The following is a 19,805-nucleotide window of genomic DNA, read 5'->3' on the forward strand; positions in this document are numbered from 1 at the left end:
TCATAGCTTTTTGTGATGATGCTTCAAGAATGTGATGCAAAAAGTGAAAAAAAACTACAAAAAATGCTTTTTTGAGCGATTAAAAAGGAGTAAAGTTATTCGCGTAGGGTACAGAGGTAAGATGTTCTATCTTTCAGACCTTTTACTTCACGTAATCGGATTTGGCTGAATATTTAGCCGCCCCAGTCAGAAATGACTGGGGCGTTTTTTATTGCGCGAAAGAAAAGAAAAACGCGGCCTGGGCCGCGTTGTGAACTGAAAGTAAGCAGACGATCCGTGAAGGAATGGCTTACTCTTCAGCCGCTTCCTCTTCCACCGCCGGCGGAAGATCGTTGTACCAGCTATCCAGCTTCAAACGCAGTTTATCAACGCCGGTTTTCTTCAGGGAAGAGAACGCTTCAACCTCGATATTCCCGCCAAACGCCAGAATTGCTTCACGCACCATATTCAGCTGGGCTTTACGCGCGCCCGATGCCAGCTTATCGGCTTTGGTCAGCAGCAGCATGACTTCGATATTGCTGGCGACGGCCCACTCAATCATCTGCTGATCAAGATCTTTAAGCGGATGACGGATATCCATCAGTACGACCAGGCCTTTCAGGCTGTTACGCTTTTGCAGGTATTCCCCCAGCGCGCGCTGCCATTTGTGTTTCACCTCTTCCGGGACTTCGGCGTAGCCGTAGCCAGGTAAGTCTACCAGGCGTTTGCCTTCGGCAACTTCAAACAGGTTGATTAGCTGGGTACGGCCAGGGGTTTTACTGGTACGCGCCAGGCTTTTCTGATTGGTCAGCGTGTTCAGCGAGCTGGATTTCCCCGCGTTAGAGCGGCCTGCGAAAGCAACCTCAATACCGGTATCAGAAGGCAGATGGCGAATGTCCGGTGCGCTGAGCACGAACTTAGTCAGTTGATAGTTCCAGTTTTTCAAAACGGTTGTCTCCGTCAGGTAAGCATTTGCCGGGGATTATACCTGAACGAGCAGAAAACGCCGTGTTTCTCGCCAGAAGCATAAGGCTTACAGCGAAGTGGATCGATTTTGTAAGCCATTTGCTATAGCAAATGACAGATATCCCGGTGAATATTAGTCACTATGTATTCAAGAGTTGTTTATTTTCAAATAATTAACTGATTGATTCATCGCATGGGAAGCCGTGAGCGTGAGCGGCTACCTTGTTAATGACAAGCGTAGCGGTAAAGTGAGTGTGTCGGCGAGGGAAGGACAGGGTTGTCTCAAGCTAACATGGAATATTTGCTCCTTTATGGGGGCCAGAATAAGAAAAAGGCGGCGGGTTAACCTGTCGCCTTTTTTCTTTGCTTGCTTTCTGCTAGATTCCGCCGCAATTCTATACTGAATAAAATGGCTTAAGACGACTTATCATGAAGCAACCAAACTCGGCACCACAAGGTAAAAAACCGGCAAAAGCACGCCGTAAATCACGCGAAGAGATCGACCAGGAAGCGCGTGAGCGCAAGCGTCAGAAAAAACACCGTGGCCACGCAGCGGGGAGCCGTGCGAATGGCGAAAGCCAGGCTAAAGGCGGCAAATCATCGGGTCAGACTAAAGACCCTCGTATTGGCAGTAAAAAACCAATTCAACTGGGCGTAACCGATGCAGCACCGGTCGCTAAACAGCACAAACCGAAGAGCGAGAAACCTATGCTAACACCACAGGCTGAGCTGGATATGCTGGAAAACGATGAGCGCCTGGACGGGCTGCTCGAGCGTCTGGAAGCGGGCGAAACCCTGAGTAAAGAAGAGCAGTCCTGGGTGGATGCGAAGCTCGATCGCATCGATGCGTTGATGGAACAGCTCGGTATCGCCTGGGAAGACGATGAAGAGGAAGAAGAAAAAGCGGATGATTTGATGCGTCTGCTGAAGGGCGGTAACTGACGTTTACTCCTATGGGATTACCTGTTCTTCTTATGGTTATTCCGCTGGTGTGTTATCTGCTGTGGTTATTCGTTAAACTACGGCGGCTGTCGCGGCTGCAGAATTCGCTGCGGCGAAGGGTTATGGCTCGTGGAACGAGCGGGCCAGCTTCGCCTCGTCGGCGCCGGCGACAACACCGCAAGGAGTGAGTATGTCTGAGCAGTTAATTGACTGGGATCTGGCTCTGATCCAGAAATATAATTATTCAGGGCCGCGTTACACCTCTTATCCAACCGCACTGGAATTTTCTGAAGCCTTTGGCGAACAAGCATTTTTGCAGGCGGTTGCCCGTTACCCGGAGCGACCTCTGTCGCTTTACGTGCATATCCCGTTCTGCCACAAGCTTTGCTATTTCTGTGGCTGCAATAAAATTGTGACCCGCCAGCAGCACAAGGCCGATCAGTATCTCGATGCGCTGGAGCAGGAAATCATCCACCGTGCGCCGCTGTTTACGGGCCGACAGGTGAGCCAGCTGCACTGGGGCGGCGGGACGCCAACTTATCTGAGCAAAGCGCAAATAAGCCGCCTGATGGCGTTGTTGCGTGGCAATTTCCATTTTAATGATGACGCGGAACTGTCTATTGAAGTTGATCCGCGCGAAATTGAACTGGATGTGCTCGACCATCTTCGGCAGGAAGGCTTTACCCGTCTTAGCATGGGCGTTCAGGACTTCAATAAAGAAGTGCAGCGCCTCGTCAACCGAGAGCAGGATGAAGAGTTTATCTTCGCGCTGATCGAGCGCGCGCGGGCACTGGGGTTTACTTCCACCAACATTGACCTGATTTACGGCCTGCCAAAGCAAACGCCGGAAAGCTTTGCCTTCACGCTTAAGCGCGTGGCCGAGCTAAGCCCGCATCGCCTCAGCGTTTTCAACTATGCTCACCTGCCGACGCTATTCGCTGCCCAGCGCAAGATTAAAGACGCTGACTTACCGAGCGCGCAGCAGAAACTGGATATTCTGCAGGAAACCATCGCCTCGCTGACGGGGTCTGGTTACCAGTTTATCGGGATGGATCACTTTGCCCGCCCGGACGATGAACTGGCGATTGCCCAGCGGGAAGGCAAGCTACACCGTAATTTCCAGGGGTATACCACTCAAGGGGATACCGATCTGCTGGGGCTTGGCGTGTCGGCCATTAGCATGATCGGTGACTGCTATGCCCAGAACCAGAAAGAGCTGAAGCGCTATTATCAGCAGGTGGATGAGCAGGGCAATGCGCTGTGGCGTGGCCTGGCGCTCACGCGGGACGATTGCATGCGCCGCGATGTTATCAAGGCGCTGATCTGCAACTTCCAGCTGAACTTCGCCGACATTGAGCAGGCGTGGTCGCTGACGTTTGCGGATTACTTTGCCGAGGACTTAGGCCTGCTGGCGCCGCTGGCGAAAGATGGGCTGGTGGAGGTCAGTGAGCAGGGGATTCAGGTGACCGGCAAGGGACGCCTGCTGATTCGCAACATTTGCATGTGCTTTGATGCCTACCTGAGGCAAAAGGCGCGCCTGCAGCAGTTTTCCAGAGTGATATAAAAAAGGCGGGGTTTCCCCGCCTTCTCTTTTAGCTAAAGAAGCTCACCAGTAACGCGCACATCACCGCGGCTACCGCCGTCTGCGGCGAATGGCCCGCGGCTGCACCAGCTTCAGCGCCACGCGTTACCATATGAATCATGGATTCCAACATAACTGACTCTCCTGCCTGAACGCGCCCGATCATACTTAACCCGGTGCGACAGTAAAGTACAAAATAGCAGCAGTTTGCGGGCTGATTTGCTTCTTTACAAAATGGCCAGGCTTTACTCCATACCCAGCTCTTTTAGCTTACGAGTCAGCGTGTTTCGGCCCCAGCCCAACAGGCGAGCTGCTTCCTGTTTATGCCCCTGAGTATGTCTCAGCGCAGTGGTTAGCAGCGTGCGTTCCATTTCCGGCTGAGCCTCAGAAAGCAGATCCTGATGACCGGAACGCAACGCTCGTTCCGCCCACTGTGCCAGCAGCATGGCCCAACTGTCCGGGTTGGTCTGCGTGACCCCGCCGCTTTCTGTCACTGTCGTTTCAAACAGCTCGCTCGGGAGATCCTGAATAAGCACTTCCTGACCCGCTGCCATGACCGTCAGCCAGCGACAGGTGTTTTCCAGCTGGCGCACGTTGCCGGGCCAGGCCAGACGCGTTAAGGCGTTTTCCGTTTCGGGATGCAGCAGTTTTGCTTCTACGCCCAGTTCGCGTGCGGCCACTTGCAGGAAATGGCGTGCCAGACGCGGAATATCTTCCCGACGTTCGCGAAGGGGAGGCAGGTGTACTCGAATCACGTTCAGGCGGTGGAACAAGTCCTCACGAAACTTGCCTTCCTGCACCCGCTGCTCAAGGTTCTGGTGGGTTGCGGCAATAATACGGACATCTACTTTAACCGCCGCGTAGCCGCCCACGCGGTAAAACTGGCCGTCGGCCAGCACGCGCAGTAAACGAGTCTGAACGTCCAGCGGCATATCACCTATTTCGTCGAGAAACAGCGTGCCGCCGTCAGCCTGTTCGAAGCGCCCCTGGCGAATCTGGTTGGCGCCGGTAAAAGCCCCTTTTTCATGCCCGAACAGTTCTGATTCGATTAAATCTTTGGGAATAGCCGCCATATTGAGCGCGATAAACGGCGATTTAACCCGCGGGCTATGGCGGTGCAGCGCGTGCGCCACAAGCTCTTTACCAGTCCCGGATTCGCCGTTAATCAGTACGCTGATGGAGGAGCGCGACAGACGGCCAATAATACGAAACACGTCCTGCATCGCCGGGGCTTCCCCGATAATGTCAGTCGTTGGCCCGTTATCCGGCGCATTTCGAGGCTGTTGCTGTTCCTGATAGTGGCTGATAGCGCGTTCAACCAGCGCTACCGCCTCGTCAATATCAAACGGTTTTGGCAGATAGTCGAAAGCCCCTTGTTGATAGGCGCTAACGGCCGCGTCTAAATCCGAATGCGCGGTCATGATGATAACTGGCAGCATCGGATGGCGCTGCTTGATCTGCTTTAACAGGGCAAGACCGTCCATGCCGGGCATACGAATGTCCGACAGCAGCACGTCCGGGGTTTTGGTCGCCAGCGCGTCCAGCACCTCATTGCCATTCTCAAAGGTGGTGCAGCTTAATCCGGCTCCGGTTAACGCGCGCTCAAGGACCCAGCGGATGGAGCTATCGTCGTCAACGACCCAAACTATCCCTCGTTGCATAATGACCTCTACTTCCGAATAGGCAGGTAAACCGAAAACTCGGTATGACCAGGCCAACTGTTGAATTCGATTTTCCCCGAATGCTGGTCGATCAGGCTACGCGCGATGGAAAGACCCAGCCCTGTGCCGCCTTCTCGTCCGCTGACCATCGGGTAGAACAACGTGTCCTGCAAATGTGCCGGGATACCCGGGCCGTTATCTTCAATATCTATGCGTGCCGCGAGGCGATAGCGAGAACCGTGCAGCGTCAGCTGGAAAGCGGTACGGGTACGCAAGATAATTTCGCCCCCTTCGCTTCCCAGCGCCTGCAGCGCATTGCGAACGATATTCAGTAAAACTTGCTCAATTTGGTCAGGATCGTGCGCAAACTCCGGCAAACTAGGATCGTAATCCCGTACAAGAGTGACGTTATCCGGCAGCTCCATCGACACAAGCTTCACCACGCGCTCGGCCACTTTATGAATGCTTTCGGTGACGTGCATGCCCGGCTGCTGAGGCCCTAGCAGACGATCCACCAGATTACGTAGGCGGTCCGCCTGTTCAATAATGACTTTGGTGTACTCCGTCAGCGACGGGTCAGGAAGCGCTTTACTCAGCAGTTGCGCCGCGCCACGTAAGCCGCCTAACGGGTTTTTAATCTCATGCGCAAGGCCGCGAACTAAATCTCGGGCAGCAATCTGTTGCGCATGTTGCAGCTGTTCCTGACTCAATCGACGCTGATTATCCATCGGCGCCATTTCCATCAGGATGTACCCTTCCGGCAGCTTTTGCGCCGTCAGAGAAAGAATGTGCGATCGGCCATCAATGACCAGCGTCACCTCGTTGTCGGTAAACCCCTGGCCTGCCATCAGGCTTTCCTGCATGACGCCAATATTCAACGAGAAATAACTCAAGAGATCCGGCAAAGGTGTGCCGTACAGCTTGCGTGAACTCTGCGCCAGCAGTTGCTGAGCCGCAGGGTTGGCGTAGTGAACCGCCAGCTCGTCATCCACGAGCAGGATGCTGTTGATGAGAGAATTCAGAATCTGCCCAGCATCGGGCAGCGCGCCAGTTGCCATACAGCAGTCTCCGTGCACCGTTTTAGTGCATTATAGTCTTTGGGTGACAAAAAACAGCGTCACAAGGGGGGCCGATGGAGAAAAAAGCCCATCCGAAGATGGGCCAAAGTTTCCACGGCAACAAAAACTCCTAACGCCCTTCGCGCTACAGTTGCGTTGGCTGCCCTCACTTACCCTGGTCACATAGTTAGCTATGCTCCCAGGGATTCACTCAGTTGCCGCCTTACTGCAACACGAAATTCGTTGGATTTCTAAACTATTAGACGCTGTAGTACAGCTCGAACTCTACCGGATGCGGAGTCATGCGCACGCGGTCGTTTTCTTCAGTGCGCAGAGCGATGTAAGCATCGATAGCGTCGTCGGTGAATACGCCGCCCGCAGTCAGGAACTCACGGTCTTCGCTCAGTGCATTCAGTGCTTCTTCCAGAGAGCCAGCAACCTGTGGGATCTCTTTCGCTTCTTCTGGCGGCAGGTCATACAGGTTTTTATCCATGGCTTCGCCAGGGTGGATCTTGTTCTTAATACCGTCCAGACCGGCCATCAGCAGCGCTGCGAAGCACAGGTATGGGTTAGCCGCTGGGTCCGGGAAGCGCACTTCGATACGACGTGCTTTCGGAGACGCAACAACTGGGATACGGATAGAAGCAGAACGGTTACGGGCAGAGTAAGCCAGCATAACTGGAGCTTCGTAGCCTGGGACCAGACGCTTGTAGGAGTTGGTGGTTGGGTTCGCCAGGGCGTTGATCGCTTTAGCGTGTTTGATAACACCACCGATGTAGTACAGCGCTTGCTCAGACAGGCCAGCATATTTGTCACCGGAGAACAGGTTTACGCCGTTCTTGGACAGAGACATGTGGCAGTGCATGCCGGAACCGTTATCGCCAAACATTGGTTTTGGCATAAAGGTCGCAGTTTTGCCGTAAGCGTGAGCCACGTTGTGCACAACGTATTTGTAGATCTGAATTTCGTCAGCTTTTTTGGTCATGGTGTTGAAGCGGGTAGCCACTTCGTTCTGACCAGCGGTCGCCACTTCGTGGTGATGAGCTTCAACAACCAGGCCCATCTGCTCCATGGTCAGACACATAGCAGAACGCAGGTCCTGAGAAGAGTCGACCGGTGGCACTGGGAAGTAACCGCCTTTCACCGCTGGACGATGGCCTTTGTTACCGCCTTCGTATTTGGTGCCGGTGTTCCATGCGCCTTCGATATCATCGATAGCAACGTGGGAGCCGGAGATAGAGCTGCCGAAGCGAATGTCGTCGAACAGGAAGAACTCTGGCTCTGGCCCGAACAGAACGGTGTCTGCGATGCCGGTAGAGCGCAGGTAGTCTTCAGCGCGTTTTGCAATAGAACGCGGGTCACGGTCGTAGCCCTGCATGGTGCCTGGCTCGAGAATGTCACAGCGGATAATCAGGGTAGAGTCCGCGAAGAACGGGTCGATAACCGCCGTCGTTGGGTCTGGCATCAGCACCATGTCGGATTCGTTGATACCTTTCCAGCCACCAATCGAGGAGCCGTCAAACATTTTGCCTTCTTCGAAGAAGTCAGCATTTACCTGATGAGCAGGAATAGTGACGTGCTGTTCTTTACCTTTAGTGTCGGTAAAGCGCAGATCAACAAACTTAACTTCATGCTCATTCAGCATCGTCAAAACGTGTTCAGCGGACATACTTAAACTCTCCCGGATTGGTGTAGTCGTCGTGGTAACGAGGTAATCAAACACTTCTTAATGTGGCTTTTCGCCATGAAATGTTTAAAGCGAAATCTGTGCCAACTTTTAAATCACCCTAAAAAGGCGCTATCATGCGCACCATAGTGCAAAAGGGCTGCACCAGGATGAATAATTTGCACCAATATAGTGCTTCAGTATGAAACCTGAGCACCATATTGGTGCAATTTACGTTATGGCTCCCTTTTTAGCTCCGTGAAAGCGATCACAAACCCTTACTTTCTGCATTGTTTGTAAAGGTTCTTTGTGATCCTGTTCTGTCCTTCGATTAATACGTGTACAATAACGCGCTATTTCTAATGCCTGAGGCAAAGTTGTGATCGAAAATCTGCGTAATATCGCCATCATCGCGCACGTTGACCACGGTAAAACTACCCTGGTTGATAAGCTGCTGCAGCAGTCTGGTACCTTCAGTGAGCGTGCTGAAACTACTGAACGCGTGATGGACTCCAATGACCTGGAGAAAGAGCGTGGGATTACCATCCTCGCTAAAAACACCGCTATCAAATGGAATGACTACCGTATCAACATCGTTGATACCCCAGGACACGCCGACTTCGGTGGTGAAGTTGAGCGCGTAATGTCAATGGTTGACTCCGTTCTGCTGGTGGTTGACGCAATGGATGGCCCAATGCCGCAGACGCGCTTCGTAACCAAGAAGGCGTTTGCCCATGGTTTGAAGCCGATCGTGGTTATCAACAAAGTTGACCGCCCTGGCGCGCGTCCTGACTGGGTTGTGGATCAGGTCTTTGACCTGTTCGTTAACCTTGATGCGACCGACGAACAGCTCGACTTCCCAATCATCTATGCATCCGCACTGAACGGCATCGCGGGTATGGATCACACTGATATGGCGGAAGACATGACCCCGCTGTACCAGGCTATCGTTGATCGCGTACCGGCACCAAGCGTTGACCTCGATGGTCCACTGCAGATGCAAATTTCCCAGCTGGACTACAACAACTACGTTGGCGTAATCGGCATCGGCCGCATCAAACGCGGTAAAGTGAAGCCAAACCAGCAGATCACTATCATTGATAGCGAAGGGAAAACCCGTAACGGTAAAGTCGGTAAAGTACTGACTCACCTGGGTCTGGAGCGTATCGAGTCTACCGAAGCTGAAGCTGGCGACATCATCGCTATCACCGGCCTGGGCGAACTGAACATCTCCGACACCATTTGCGATCCACAAAATGTTGAAGCGCTGCCAGCGCTGTCCGTAGATGAACCAACCGTTTCCATGTTCTTCAACGTCAACACCTCTCCGTTCTGCGGTAAAGAAGGTAAGTTCGTGACCTCTCGTCAGATTCTGGATCGTCTGAACAAAGAGCTGGTTCACAACGTTGCGCTGCGCGTTGAAGAAACCGAAGATGCGGACGCATTCCGCGTTTCCGGTCGTGGTGAACTGCACCTGTCTGTTCTTATCGAAAACATGCGTCGTGAAGGTTTCGAGCTGGCGGTATCCCGTCCGAAAGTTATCTTCCGCGAAATCGACGGCCGTAAACAAGAGCCGTTCGAGAACGTGACTCTGGACGTTGAAGAGCAGCATCAGGGTGCCGTGATGCAGGCGCTCGGTGAGCGTAAAGGCGACCTGAAAAACATGAATCCAGACGGCAAAGGCCGCGTGCGTCTTGACTACGTTATCCCAAGCCGTGGTCTGATCGGCTTCCGTAACGAATTCATGACCATGACCTCCGGTACCGGTCTGCTGTACTCCACCTTCAGCCACTATGACGATATCCGTCAGGGCGAAGTGGGCCAGCGCCAGAACGGCGTACTGATCTCTAACGGTCAGGGTAAAGCGGTTGCGTTTGCGCTGTTCGGTCTGCAGGATCGCGGCAAGTTGTTCCTGGGCCACGGGGCTGAAGTTTACGAAGGCCAGATCATCGGTATTCACAGTCGTTCTAACGACCTGACCGTAAACTGCCTGACCGGTAAGAAGCTGACCAACATGCGTGCTTCCGGTACTGACGAAGCGACCACCCTGGTTCCTGCGCAGAAAATGACCCTGGAGCAAGCTCTGGAGTTCATCGATGATGACGAACTGGTAGAAGTGACTCCGCTGTCCGTGCGTATCCGTAAGCGCCACCTGACTGAAAACGACCGTAAACGTGCGGGTCGTGGTAGCAAAGAAGCTTAAGTTTCTTTTCTGCAGTCTGCTGAAGCCCTGCCTGTAAAGGCGGGGCTTTTTTATTTCTGCCTTAGAATGCGCAACCTCGCCTTCCTCTGATAGTCAAAGTCAGCCTTTCCCGCTACAGTTATTTCTCCATGTCGGAAAGGAGGTGCGCATGCTGTATATCTTTGATTTAGGTAACGTCATCGTTGATATCGACTTTAATCGCGTGCTCGGTGTCTGGAGCGATTACAGCCGGGTGCCGTTAGCCAACCTGCAGAAAAGTTTCGCGATGGGAGAAACCTTCCATCAGCATGAACGTGGGCAGATAACGGACGAAGTCTTTGCCGAACGTTTATGCCATGAAATGGACGTAGCGCTCAGCTACGAGCAGTTTGCCGCGGGCTGGCAGGCGATTTTCATTGGCTTGCGCAAAGAGACCATTGGCGTCATGCAGAAGCTTCGCGAGCAGGGACATCGCGTGGTGGTCCTTTCCAACACCAACCGCCTGCATACCGGTTTCTGGCCTGATGAATACCCGGAAGTGGCGCAGTCGGCTGACAAAATCTACCTCTCCCAGGAAATGGGGATGCGCAAGCCGGACGCGGAAATCTACCTCAAGGTGCTGCAGGAAGAAGGCTTCTCTGCCGATCAGGCCGTATTCTTCGATGATAATGCCGACAATATTCATGGTGCACGAGCGTTGGGCATCACGAGCATTCAGGTGATCGACAAGCAGACTATCCCGGACTGGTTTGCTAAACAGGGATGATCAAAAGCGTGCCCCGTAAAACTGTGCATCGCCTCAGGCCGCTTTGGGCCTGGGGCAAACTGCTGTGGCAGCGTATCGACCAGGACAATATGACGACCCTGGCAGGTAACCTTGCCTATGTGTCATTGCTGTCTCTGGTGCCGCTGGTAGCGGTTGTTTTTGCGCTGTTTGCCGCCTTCCCGATGTTTGCCGATATCAGCGTTCAGCTGCGTCACTTCATCTTTGCCAATTTTATGCCCGCCACCGGTGACGTAATTCAGCGCTACATTGAACAGTTTGTTGCGAACTCCAACAGGATGACGGCGGTGGGGGCCATTGGGCTTATCGTCACCTCGCTGCTGCTGATGTATGCGGTAGACAGCGCGCTGAACACCATCTGGCGCAGTAAGCGCGTGCGGCCGAAAGTGTACTCCTTTGCCATTTACTGGATGATCCTGACGCTTGGCCCGCTGCTGGCCGGGGCCAGCCTGGCGATAAGCTCGTACCTCCTTTCTCTACGCTGGGCCTCAGAACTCAACAGCATGCTTGATGAAGTGCTGCGTATTTTCCCTCTGCTGCTTTCCTGGCTTGCGTTCTGGCTGCTTTACAGCCTGGTGCCGACAACCAGCGTGCGGGCAAAGGATGCGATGATAGGCTCGCTGGTTGCCGCGTTACTGTTTGAGTTGGGCAAGAAGGGTTTTGCCCTCTATATCACCATGTTCCCTTCTTACCAGCTGATTTACGGCGTGCTGGCGGTGATCCCCATATTATTTGTCTGGGTCTACTGGACCTGGTGTATCGTGTTGCTGGGGGCGGAAATTACCGCTTCGTTGGGCGACTACCGTAAATTGAGACAGGCTGCAGAGCAGGAAGAACTGGAAGAACAATGATTGCATTAATTCAGCGCGTAACCCGTGCCAGCGTCACCGTGGAGGGTGAAGTGACGGGTGAAATTGGTCCCGGACTTTTGGTGTTGCTGGGTGTCGAAAAAGAAGATAACGAACAGAAAGCCAATCGCCTGTGCGAGCGTGTATTAGGGTATCGAATTTTCAGCGACGAGCAGGGCAAGATGAACCTGAACGTTCAGCAAGCGGGTGGCAGCCTGCTGGTGGTGTCTCAATTTACGCTGGCGGCTGACACGGAACGCGGGATGCGTCCGAGCTTCTCCGGTGGCGCAGCGCCACAGCAGGCCGAAGCCCTTTATGAATATTTTGTCGAGCGCTGCAAACAACAAGGTATCGACGCCCCAACCGGGCGATTCGCCGCCGATATGCAGGTTTCGCTAATTAATGACGGGCCGGTGACGTTCTGGCTGCAGGTGTAAGCCTCGCCATCCGGCTCGCGCAACGAGAGAACAATGTATGTATCACCTTCGTGTGCCACAAACAGAAGAAGAACTAGAACGTTATTATCAGTTCCGCTGGGAAATGTTGCGCAAACCGCTTCACCAGCCAAAAGGTTCAGAGCGCGATGCCTGGGATGCCATGGCGCATCACCAGATGGTAGTCGATGAAGAGGGGAATACTGTTGCCGTGGGCCGCCTCTATATCAATGCCGATAACGAAGCCGCGATTCGCTTTATGGCGGTGCATCCGTCGGTTCAGGATAAAGGCTTAGGGACGCTGGTGGCGATGGCGCTGGAGTCCGTGGCGCGCCAGGAAGGCGTTAAGCGCGTGACCTGTAGCGCACGTGAAGATGCAGTCCCGTTTTTTGCCAAGCTTGGCTTTGTGAATCAGGGGGAAATCACTACTCCGCAAACCACGCCGGTACGCCATTTCCTGATGATCAAGCCTGTGGCTACGCTTGACGATATCCTTCACCGGGGCGACTGGTGCGGGCAGCTTCAGCAGGCCTGGTACGAACATATTCCGCTGAGCGAGAAAATGGGCGTGCGTATTCAGCAGTATACCGGGCAAAAATTCATTACCACGATGCCGGAAACGGGAAATCAAAACCCGCACCATACGCTTTTCGCGGGGAGTTTGTTCTCGCTGGCCACGTTAACCGGCTGGGGGCTAATCTGGCTGATGCTGCGTGAGCGCCATCTCGGCGGGACGATTATTCTGGCCGATGCCCATATCCGTTATAGCAAACCGATCACCGGAAAACCGGGGGCCACGGCTGACCTGGGGTCGCTGAGTGGCGATCTGGACAGGCTGGCCCGGGGCCGCAAAGCTCGCGTAGCGCTTGAAGTCGAACTCTACGGCAATGACACGCCCGGCGCGGTGTTTGAAGGCGTCTATCTGGTGTTGCCTGCTAAGCCGTTCGGCCCTCTGGAAGAGGGCGGAAACGAAGAGGAATAGGTCAGGATGCAGACTACGCGGCGGGCACATCTCCGTGGCGCATAGTCTGCTGAATCTGTTGCCCGCTGGTGCTGGTGGCCTGCAAGGTGCCATTTACGGTGGGCTTCAGCGCGGTGCCAGCGGCCATCTGACCAGTCGCCGAAAGCTGCAGATTTCCGTTCCCCTCCAGCGGCAGAGCAGGCCAGCCCCAGGCGTGTAACACATTCACCGGCACGCTCTGGCCCTTCAGACTAACGCTCACCGCTCGCTGAGGCGTCTGGCTTACGTTTGCCGTGGCTTCCAGTAAGCCTTCACCCGCGAAGGCACTTAGCTCCGTAATCGCGACCTGGCTCTGGTTTGCCGTTAACGACAGCGACGGGCGCCGCACGTCAACCCGGTTAAAGGTGGCTGCTGCGGCATTAAACGAGGCATTGCCGGACCAAATCCCCCACTGGTGATCTCGTGCCAGCTGGATATTCGTTGCGGTGCCATCCAGCCCGGTGAGCTGGAATGGCCAGTTCGGGTCGATATCGATAATCAGATTACGGTTAGCGGAGAACTTTTTCACGGTAACGCTGTTCAGCCAGTCAGGCAATTTCTCCATCCACAGGGCTTTCCAGTTGGACGGGAGCGTGTATTCCAGCCCGCCTACGACCACTTCATCCATCACCGCTTGATTGCCGTCGCGCAACCATTGCCCGGAAGCACGAACCAGGCCGCCCTCCCAGCGCGAACTAAATTGCCGGAGCGTGGCACCTGCCGGGGCAAAATCGACGTTCACGATCGGATCCTGCAAATGCAGAGAACCGTTAATGAATTCGCTGGCGTTCATCGACAACTGGCCGTCATCGCTTTGCCATCCCCCGTTCGCCAGCGTCAGATTCCGCAGGCTAAGGGCAAGGTCGCTTACCGCCCACTCTTTCCCTTCCAGTCGCGCATCGGTTATTTCAAGGCGATCGATAGTTAACGAGGGAACAGATGTGACTGGCGCAAGAAAATCGGTGAGTGATTTTGCCGTTTGCAGACGAATATCGTTGAGGCGCAGGCTGCCCACCTGCCACGAGCCGTCGCTATTGCGGTGAGCGCTTCCCGTTAATGAACCGCGGGCAACATCCGCCCCGATAGTGGTCAGCGTGACTTGTTCATTATCCAGCGTCCCTTGTAGCAGGACATTGCTGGCGTTGACGCCATTGAGCGTCAGTGAGCCCGCGCTGAAGGCAATAGTGGCTTTATTCCCAAGCACTTTCCCTGCCTGAGGCTGCCAGGGAGAAACACCACCTTCAACGCGCTGGGCGCTGAGATTCCACTCGCTATCCGGGCTGTTAATTGCCATATCCTGCAATTGCAGTTTATCTGCCTTGAGTGGGAGTGGAACTGCGTTTGCACTGAGATTCAACGTCCCTTGCTGCAGCAAAATAGTGTCGACATAGAGAGGCTGAGAAAACTGTCGCGTACTCAGACCAATATCCACGTTCTTCGCGACCAGCGTTGCTGGCTGGCCCGCGCGGCCAAAAGTGACGTTATGGAAGACCAGGTGGGTGGGCGAAGACCAGTCATGCGCCATCTCGTTGAAAGAGAGGTGGTAGTTCGTCTTTTCATTCACCCAACTGCTGATTTGTCCCGCGCCCCAGCGGGTTTGCAGCAGGATGTAAAAGGCAACCAGCGCCAGTATGACAAGGCCCAGCAGAATAAGAACCAGCTTTCCGAGGAATTTCATTGCCTTCCACCCCTTTCAGTTTCGCTAAGGGTGTTATGCCCGATTTACCGCTTTAGCTCAAGGAGGGGATTGTCAAAGGAGATTTCGCGCCGGCAAAAAATCATTGCCGGCGCGTGAAAGGATTATTCTTTTTCTGGCGGGAAAATCAGGTTCAGCACGATGGCAGTGATCCCACCGGCAGCAATGCCTGAAGAGAGCAGGGTTTTCAGCCAGTCAGGCGCGAACTGAAGGATCAGCGGCTGCTGGGATACGCCAAGGCCAACGGCGAGCGACAGGGCGATGATCATAATCGCACGGCGATTCAGCGGTTCGCGGGAGACAATACGCACCCCGGAAGCGGCAATGGTGCCGAACATCACAATCGTTGCGCCGCCGAGAACGGGCTCAGGGATATGCTGCACGAAGCCGCTGACTGCCGGGAACAGACCAAGCACGATCAGCATCAGCGCGACGACAAAGCCCACATAGCGGCTGGCAACGCCGGTCAATTGAATAACCCCGTTGTTCTGGCCAAAGCAGGAGTTAGGGAAAGTATTGAACACGGCAGAAACGCAGGAATTCAGACCATTGGCCAGTACGCCGCCTTTCAGGCGCTTCATGTACAGCGGGCCGGAAACCGGCTGCTCTGATACGTCGGAGGTCGCTGTGATGTCGCCGATGGTTTCCAGCGAGGTCACCATAAATACCAGCATCAGCGGAATCAGCAGGCTCCAGTCGATGCCAAGTCCGTAATACAGCGGCGTAGGAACCATGATGAGGTCGGTGTTAGCGGCCTGGGTTGTGGCGGGTAGCATATCCAGCGCCCAGGCGAGCAGGTAGCCCACGGCCATCGCGATAACCAGGGACGCTACACGCAGATAAGGATTGCGCTGGCGGTTCAGCAGGATAATGACCAGTAGAACTGCGCCTGCCAGCAGCAGATTTTTCGGTGCGCCAAACGTGTGATCTGCCATGGCGCCATAGCCACCGCCGATAGAGGTCAGCCCAACCTGAATCAGGGACAGGCCGATAATCATCACCACCACGCCGGAAACCAGAGGGGTAATAATACGGCGAGCAAGATGCAGCACGCGTGAAATCAGCATTTCCGTGCAGCTGGCAAGCATCAGCGTGCCAAAGAGTGCCGCCATCATAGTCGGCACGTCCGCACCGCCATTTTTCAGCGCCATGCCGCCCATAATCAGCGGAGAGACAAAGTTAAAGCTGGTGCCCTGAATCGACAGCAAACCAGAACCTACCGGCCCCCAGGCTTTGATTTGAATAATTGAGGCCACGCCAGAGGCAAACAAAGACATGCTGATTATGTGCTGTGTGTCCGATGCCGGTAACCCCAACGCCTGGCAAATTAACAATGCCGGGGTAATCACAGCCACAAACATCGCCAGCAGGTGTTGGCAGGCGGCAAAAAGGGTTTGTGGCAGCGGCGGGCGGTCTTCAAGGCGATAAATTAATTCGCTCGGATGAGTCTGCGCAACCGGTTGCGCATTGTCTGACTCTACGACATTCACGGACATCAGTGACGATCTCATGGCTGGAAAAGCGCTGATTTTAACGGACTGAACGGTAAAAGCAAACGATTGCTAGCCTGAGGTGATAAGAGCGAAATATCATAAATTGAGCATTAGTTATAACGAAGGCGCATTTTTTGGTTAAAATGTGCCGGCTGATTTCATCCCTGAAGGAAATAACAGCGAAGGATAATTAAGCGCGCGACCGATCGATGCGCAATAAAAGGAGCACTGCAATGTTTCATCTTGATACCCTTTCTACCCTGGTGGCCGCCACGTTAGTGCTGCTTCTGGGGCGTAAAATGGTCCACTCGGTCCCTTTTCTCAAAAAATACACTATTCCTGAACCCGTGGCCGGTGGGCTGCTGGTGGCAATCGCCCTGCTTGTCCTGAAAAAAAGCATGGGTTGGGAAATTGAGTTTGATATGAGCCTCAAAGATCCTCTGATGCTCGCTTTCTTCGCCACCATCGGCCTGAATGCCAATATCGCCAGTTTGCGCAAGGGCGGGAAAGTGGTGGGAATTTTCCTGTTTATCGTCGTTGGGTTACTGGTTATGCAGAACGCCATTGGCATCGGTATGGCCAGCATGTTGGGGCTCGATCCGCTGATGGGGCTGCTGGCAGGTTCGATAACGTTGTCCGGCGGGCACGGTACCGGTGCCGCCTGGGGCAAACTCTTTACCGAACGCTATGGTTTCCAGAATGCGACGGAAGTCGCTATGGCCTGTGCGACTTTTGGCCTCGTGCTGGGTGGTTTAATTGGTGGCCCGGTTGCCCGCTACCTGGTTAAACATTCGTCTACGCCGAATGGCGCGCCGGAAGACAACGAGATCCCCGGCGCGTTTGAAAAGCCAGACATCGGGCGAGTCATTACCTCTTTGGTGATGATTGAAACCATCGCGTTGATTGCTATCTGCCTGACAGTGGGGCGCGTCGTTGCTGGATTATTGCAGGGCACACCTTTTGAGCTGCCGACGTTTGTCTGCGTACTGTTTATTGGTGTGATTCTCAGTAATTTACTTGCCGCCGTGGGCTTCTATCGGGTCTTCGAACGGGCGGTTTCCGTGTTGGGCAACGTTTGTCTGTCACTGTTCCTGGCGATGGCGTTAATGAGCCTGAAACTTTGGGAGTTGGCCTCTCTGGCGTTACCGATGCTGGCTATTCTGGCCGTACAAACGCTGTTTATGGCGCTGTACGCCATTTTTGTCACCTGGCGTTTAATGGGCAAAAACTACGATGCCGCCGTGCTGGCCGCCGGCCACTGTGGGTTTGGCATGGGCGCCACGCCGACGGCGATTGCTAATATGCAGGCGATTACCGAGCGATTTGGCCCGTCCCATATGGCGTTTTTGGTGGTGCCGATGGTGGGGGCGTTCTTTATCGACATCGTGAATGCGGTGGTGATCAAGCTGTTCCTGATGCTGCCGCTGTTTGCTTAAGCGTTGGAGTAGCGTTCGGTTTCCGGCATCCAGCGTTCGATCAGCGCCTTCGCCTGTTCAGGATAGCGTTCGTGAATATGGCGCGCCAGGCGCTGAACCTGCGGAATCATCCCCTGGTCCCGCAGCAGATCGGCCACCTTGAATTCTGCGTTACCCGTCTGGCGAGTCCCAAGCAGCTCGCCAGGCCCGCGGATCTCCAGGTCTTTTTGCGCAATCACAAAACCATCGTTGCTGTCTCTCAGCACCTGCAGGCGAAGCTGTGCCGTTTTGGATAGCGGGGATTTATACAACAGCACGCAGTGAGAGGCTACCGCCCCACGACCTACGCGGCCGCGCAGCTGGTGGAGTTGCGCAAGCCCTAAACGCTCAGGGTTTTCGATGATCATCAGGCTGGCGTTGGGGACATCCACACCGACTTCAATCACCGTGGTGGCGACCAGAAGATGCAGTTCGCCCTGCTTGAAGGCCTGCATTACTGCCTGTTTTTCCTGCGGCTTCATGCGCCCGTGTACCAGACCAACGTTAAGTTCCGGGAGGGCGGTTTTTAGCTCTTCCCAGGTCACTTCCGCAGCCTGGGCTTCCAGCAATTCAGACTCTTCAATCAGCGTACAAACCCAATATGCCTGGCGTTTTTCGTCGCGGCAGGCGTTGCGTACTCGCTCGATTATCTCGCTGCGGCGGGTGTCCGCTATTGCCACGGTAGTGACAGGCGTTCGTCCCGGCGGCAGTTCATCGATGACTGACGTATCGAGGTCGGCGTAGGCGGTCATCGCCAGCGTGCGGGGAATCGGCGTTGCGGTCATGATCAGCTGATGAGGATGGAAGCCCTGAATCTGACCTTTTTCCCACAGCGCCAGGCGTTGGTGCACGCCAAAACGGTGCTGCTCATCAATGATAACCAGCGCCAGCCCGGCAAACTGAACCTGTTCCTGGAAAATAGCGTGAGTGCCGACCACCATCGAAACCTGGCCGCTGGCGATGGCTTCCTGTTGCGCAATTCGGGCTTTGCCTTTTTGCTTCCCGGCCAGCCAGCCTACCTCGATTCCTAATGGTTCAAACCACTGACGGAAGTTATTCGCGTGCTGTTCCGCAAGCAACTCGGTGGGGGCCATCAGGCCAACCTGCTTGCCGTGTGCGATGGCACGAAGGGCTGCCAGTGCGGCAACCAGTGTTTTACCGGAGCCTACATCGCCCTGCACCAGACGCATCATGGGCACGTCCAGCGCCATATCGCGCTCTATTTCTGCAACCACCCGTTCCTGAGCCCCGGTAGGCTTAAAGGGAAGGGCAGCAAGCAACTGGTTTTTTAGCTCGTCGTGGTTCACCAGAGGCAGAGCATGGTAGCGTTGTGCCCCGGCTCGTAGCGCCAGCATACTCAGATTATGGGCAAGCAGTTCTTCAAGGATCAGTCTTTGCTGCGCGGGATGTTTACCGGTTTCCAGATCGGCCAGTTTCATGTCAGGCGGCGGTCTGTGCAAGGTGCGTAATGCTTCCGGCAGGCTCATCATGCCCTGACTCAGTTCGGCGGGCAGAAGTTCGGTAATTGCGCAGGTATTCAGCAGCTCGAGTGCCTGATCGGTCAACTTACGTAGCGTAGCCTGGCGGATGCCCTCGGTCGTTGGGTAAACCGGCGTGAGCGTTTCCTGCAGATCCGGCGTGCTGAGATCGCCCTGAATGCGGTATTCAGGGTGGAACATCTCGGCACCGTATTTGCCGCGTTTGGCTTCACCGTAAGCGAGCACGCGCTTGCCGGCGGAAAGGCTGTTTTTCATCGCGGCGTTGAAATTGAAGAAACGCATCGTGAGAATGCCGGTGCCGTCGCTAATCTGGCAGGTCATCATCCGGCGGCCGCCGAAGGTGATATTGCTGTTCAGCACTTCGCCTTCTACTGTGGCGTACAGGCCCGGCTGAAGGTCGTTAATGGGGTAAAGATGGGTCCGGTCTTCGTAGCGAAGCGGCAGGTGCAGCAGCAGATCCTGGATTGTATGCAGGCCGATTTTGGCCAGCTTGCCGCTCTGGCTGGCGCCCACTCCGGCAAGCGTGCTTAGCGGGATGGCATCCAGCAGGCGGCCTTTCAT

The 19,805-nt window shown here is 54.6% G+C and carries 16 protein-coding genes; 8 read left to right on the forward strand and 8 right to left on the reverse strand.

Going from position 1 to position 19,805, the window contains the following annotated elements; all coding sequences use genetic code 11:
- Positions 1-289 precede the first annotated feature (289 nt).
- Complete coding sequence (yihA, locus tag LH86_RS05275; RefSeq protein WP_008457383.1) at positions 290-925, reverse strand: ribosome biogenesis GTP-binding protein YihA/YsxC; 636 nt, start codon at positions 923-925, stop codon at positions 290-292.
- A 449-nt stretch (positions 926-1,374) separates the two neighbouring features.
- Here yihA and yihI point away from each other — a divergent pair, with 449 nt between their 5' ends.
- Both yihI and hemN read left to right on the forward strand, forming a co-directional pair.
- Entirely contained in the window at positions 1,375-1,887 is a 513-nt protein-coding gene (yihI, locus tag LH86_RS05280; protein ID WP_039299058.1) for a Der GTPase-activating protein YihI, read from the forward strand.
- 190 nt (positions 1,888-2,077) lie between these two features.
- A complete protein-coding gene (gene hemN / locus LH86_RS05285; protein WP_039299061.1) occupies positions 2,078-3,451 on the forward strand; it encodes an oxygen-independent coproporphyrinogen III oxidase in 1,374 nt (457 codons plus the stop codon).
- 28 nt (positions 3,452-3,479) lie between these two features.
- On the opposite strand, the gene LH86_RS22545 is transcribed toward hemN, so the two are convergent.
- From LH86_RS22545 to glnA, 4 genes are all read right to left on the reverse strand, one after another.
- Positions 3,480-3,602 carry a YshB family small membrane protein gene (locus tag LH86_RS22545; RefSeq protein WP_156107011.1) on the reverse strand — a complete coding sequence of 41 codons (123 nt, stop codon included), beginning with the start codon at positions 3,600-3,602 and terminating at the stop codon, positions 3,480-3,482.
- A gap of 112 nt (positions 3,603-3,714) precedes the next feature.
- Positions 3,715-5,130, reverse strand: a complete 1,416-nt coding sequence (gene glnG, locus LH86_RS05290; protein WP_039289127.1) for a nitrogen regulation protein NR(I) — start codon at positions 5,128-5,130, stop codon at positions 3,715-3,717.
- Positions 5,131-5,138: 8 nt separating this feature from the next.
- Complete coding sequence (gene glnL, locus LH86_RS05295; protein WP_008457392.1) at positions 5,139-6,188, reverse strand: nitrogen regulation protein NR(II); 1,050 nt, start codon at positions 6,186-6,188, stop codon at positions 5,139-5,141.
- 259 nt (positions 6,189-6,447) lie between these two features.
- The gene (gene glnA, locus LH86_RS05300; RefSeq protein WP_008457394.1) at positions 6,448-7,857 is read right to left on the reverse strand and encodes a glutamate--ammonia ligase; all 1,410 of its coding nucleotides are present in this window, start codon (positions 7,855-7,857) and stop codon (positions 6,448-6,450) included.
- A gap of 376 nt (positions 7,858-8,233) precedes the next feature.
- Here glnA and typA point away from each other — a divergent pair, with 376 nt between their 5' ends.
- The 5 genes from typA (at position 8,234) to fabY (ending at position 13,084) form a co-directional block, all read left to right on the forward strand.
- The gene (gene typA, locus LH86_RS05305) at positions 8,234-10,057 is read left to right on the forward strand and encodes a ribosome-dependent GTPase TypA (RefSeq protein ID WP_039299064.1); all 1,824 of its coding nucleotides are present in this window, start codon (positions 8,234-8,236) and stop codon (positions 10,055-10,057) included.
- A gap of 148 nt (positions 10,058-10,205) precedes the next feature.
- A complete protein-coding gene (gene yihX / locus LH86_RS05310; protein WP_039299067.1) occupies positions 10,206-10,802 on the forward strand; it encodes a glucose-1-phosphatase in 597 nt (198 codons plus the stop codon).
- Positions 10,799-11,671 (forward strand): virulence factor BrkB family protein, encoded by an 873-nt coding sequence (locus LH86_RS05315; RefSeq protein ID WP_039299070.1) that lies wholly within the window; start codon positions 10,799-10,801, stop codon positions 11,669-11,671. Before yihX ends, LH86_RS05315 begins: the two co-directional genes overlap by 4 nt.
- Positions 11,668-12,105, forward strand: coding sequence for a D-aminoacyl-tRNA deacylase (gene dtd / locus LH86_RS05320; RefSeq protein WP_008457399.1), 438 nt, complete (start codon positions 11,668-11,670; stop codon positions 12,103-12,105). Before LH86_RS05315 ends, dtd begins: the two co-directional genes overlap by 4 nt.
- Before the next feature lie 37 nt (positions 12,106-12,142).
- Positions 12,143-13,084, forward strand: coding sequence for a fatty acid biosynthesis protein FabY (gene fabY, locus LH86_RS05325; protein ID WP_039299073.1), 942 nt, complete (start codon positions 12,143-12,145; stop codon positions 13,082-13,084).
- 13 nt (positions 13,085-13,097) lie between these two features.
- Here fabY and LH86_RS05330 read toward each other — a convergent pair whose 3' ends face one another.
- Both LH86_RS05330 and LH86_RS05335 read right to left on the reverse strand, forming a co-directional pair.
- Positions 13,098-14,780 (reverse strand): AsmA family protein, encoded by a 1,683-nt coding sequence (locus tag LH86_RS05330; RefSeq protein WP_039299076.1) that lies wholly within the window; start codon positions 14,778-14,780, stop codon positions 13,098-13,100.
- Between the two features lie 122 nt (positions 14,781-14,902).
- Complete coding sequence (locus LH86_RS05335) at positions 14,903-16,294, reverse strand: nucleobase:cation symporter-2 family protein (RefSeq protein WP_039299077.1); 1,392 nt, start codon at positions 16,292-16,294, stop codon at positions 14,903-14,905.
- Positions 16,295-16,524: 230 nt separating this feature from the next.
- Here LH86_RS05335 and gltS point away from each other — a divergent pair, with 230 nt between their 5' ends.
- Positions 16,525-17,727 (forward strand): sodium/glutamate symporter, encoded by a 1,203-nt coding sequence (gene gltS / locus LH86_RS05340; protein WP_039299078.1) that lies wholly within the window; start codon positions 16,525-16,527, stop codon positions 17,725-17,727.
- On the opposite strand, the gene recG is transcribed toward gltS, so the two are convergent.
- Positions 17,724-19,805 carry an ATP-dependent DNA helicase RecG gene (gene recG, locus LH86_RS05345; protein WP_039299079.1) on the reverse strand — a complete coding sequence of 694 codons (2,082 nt, stop codon included), beginning with the start codon at positions 19,803-19,805 and terminating at the stop codon, positions 17,724-17,726. The genes gltS and recG overlap by 4 nt on opposite strands.

The sequence above is a fragment of the Cedecea neteri genome (genome assembly GCF_000758325.1).
Taxonomy (GTDB): domain Bacteria; phylum Pseudomonadota; class Gammaproteobacteria; order Enterobacterales; family Enterobacteriaceae; genus Cedecea; species Cedecea neteri_B.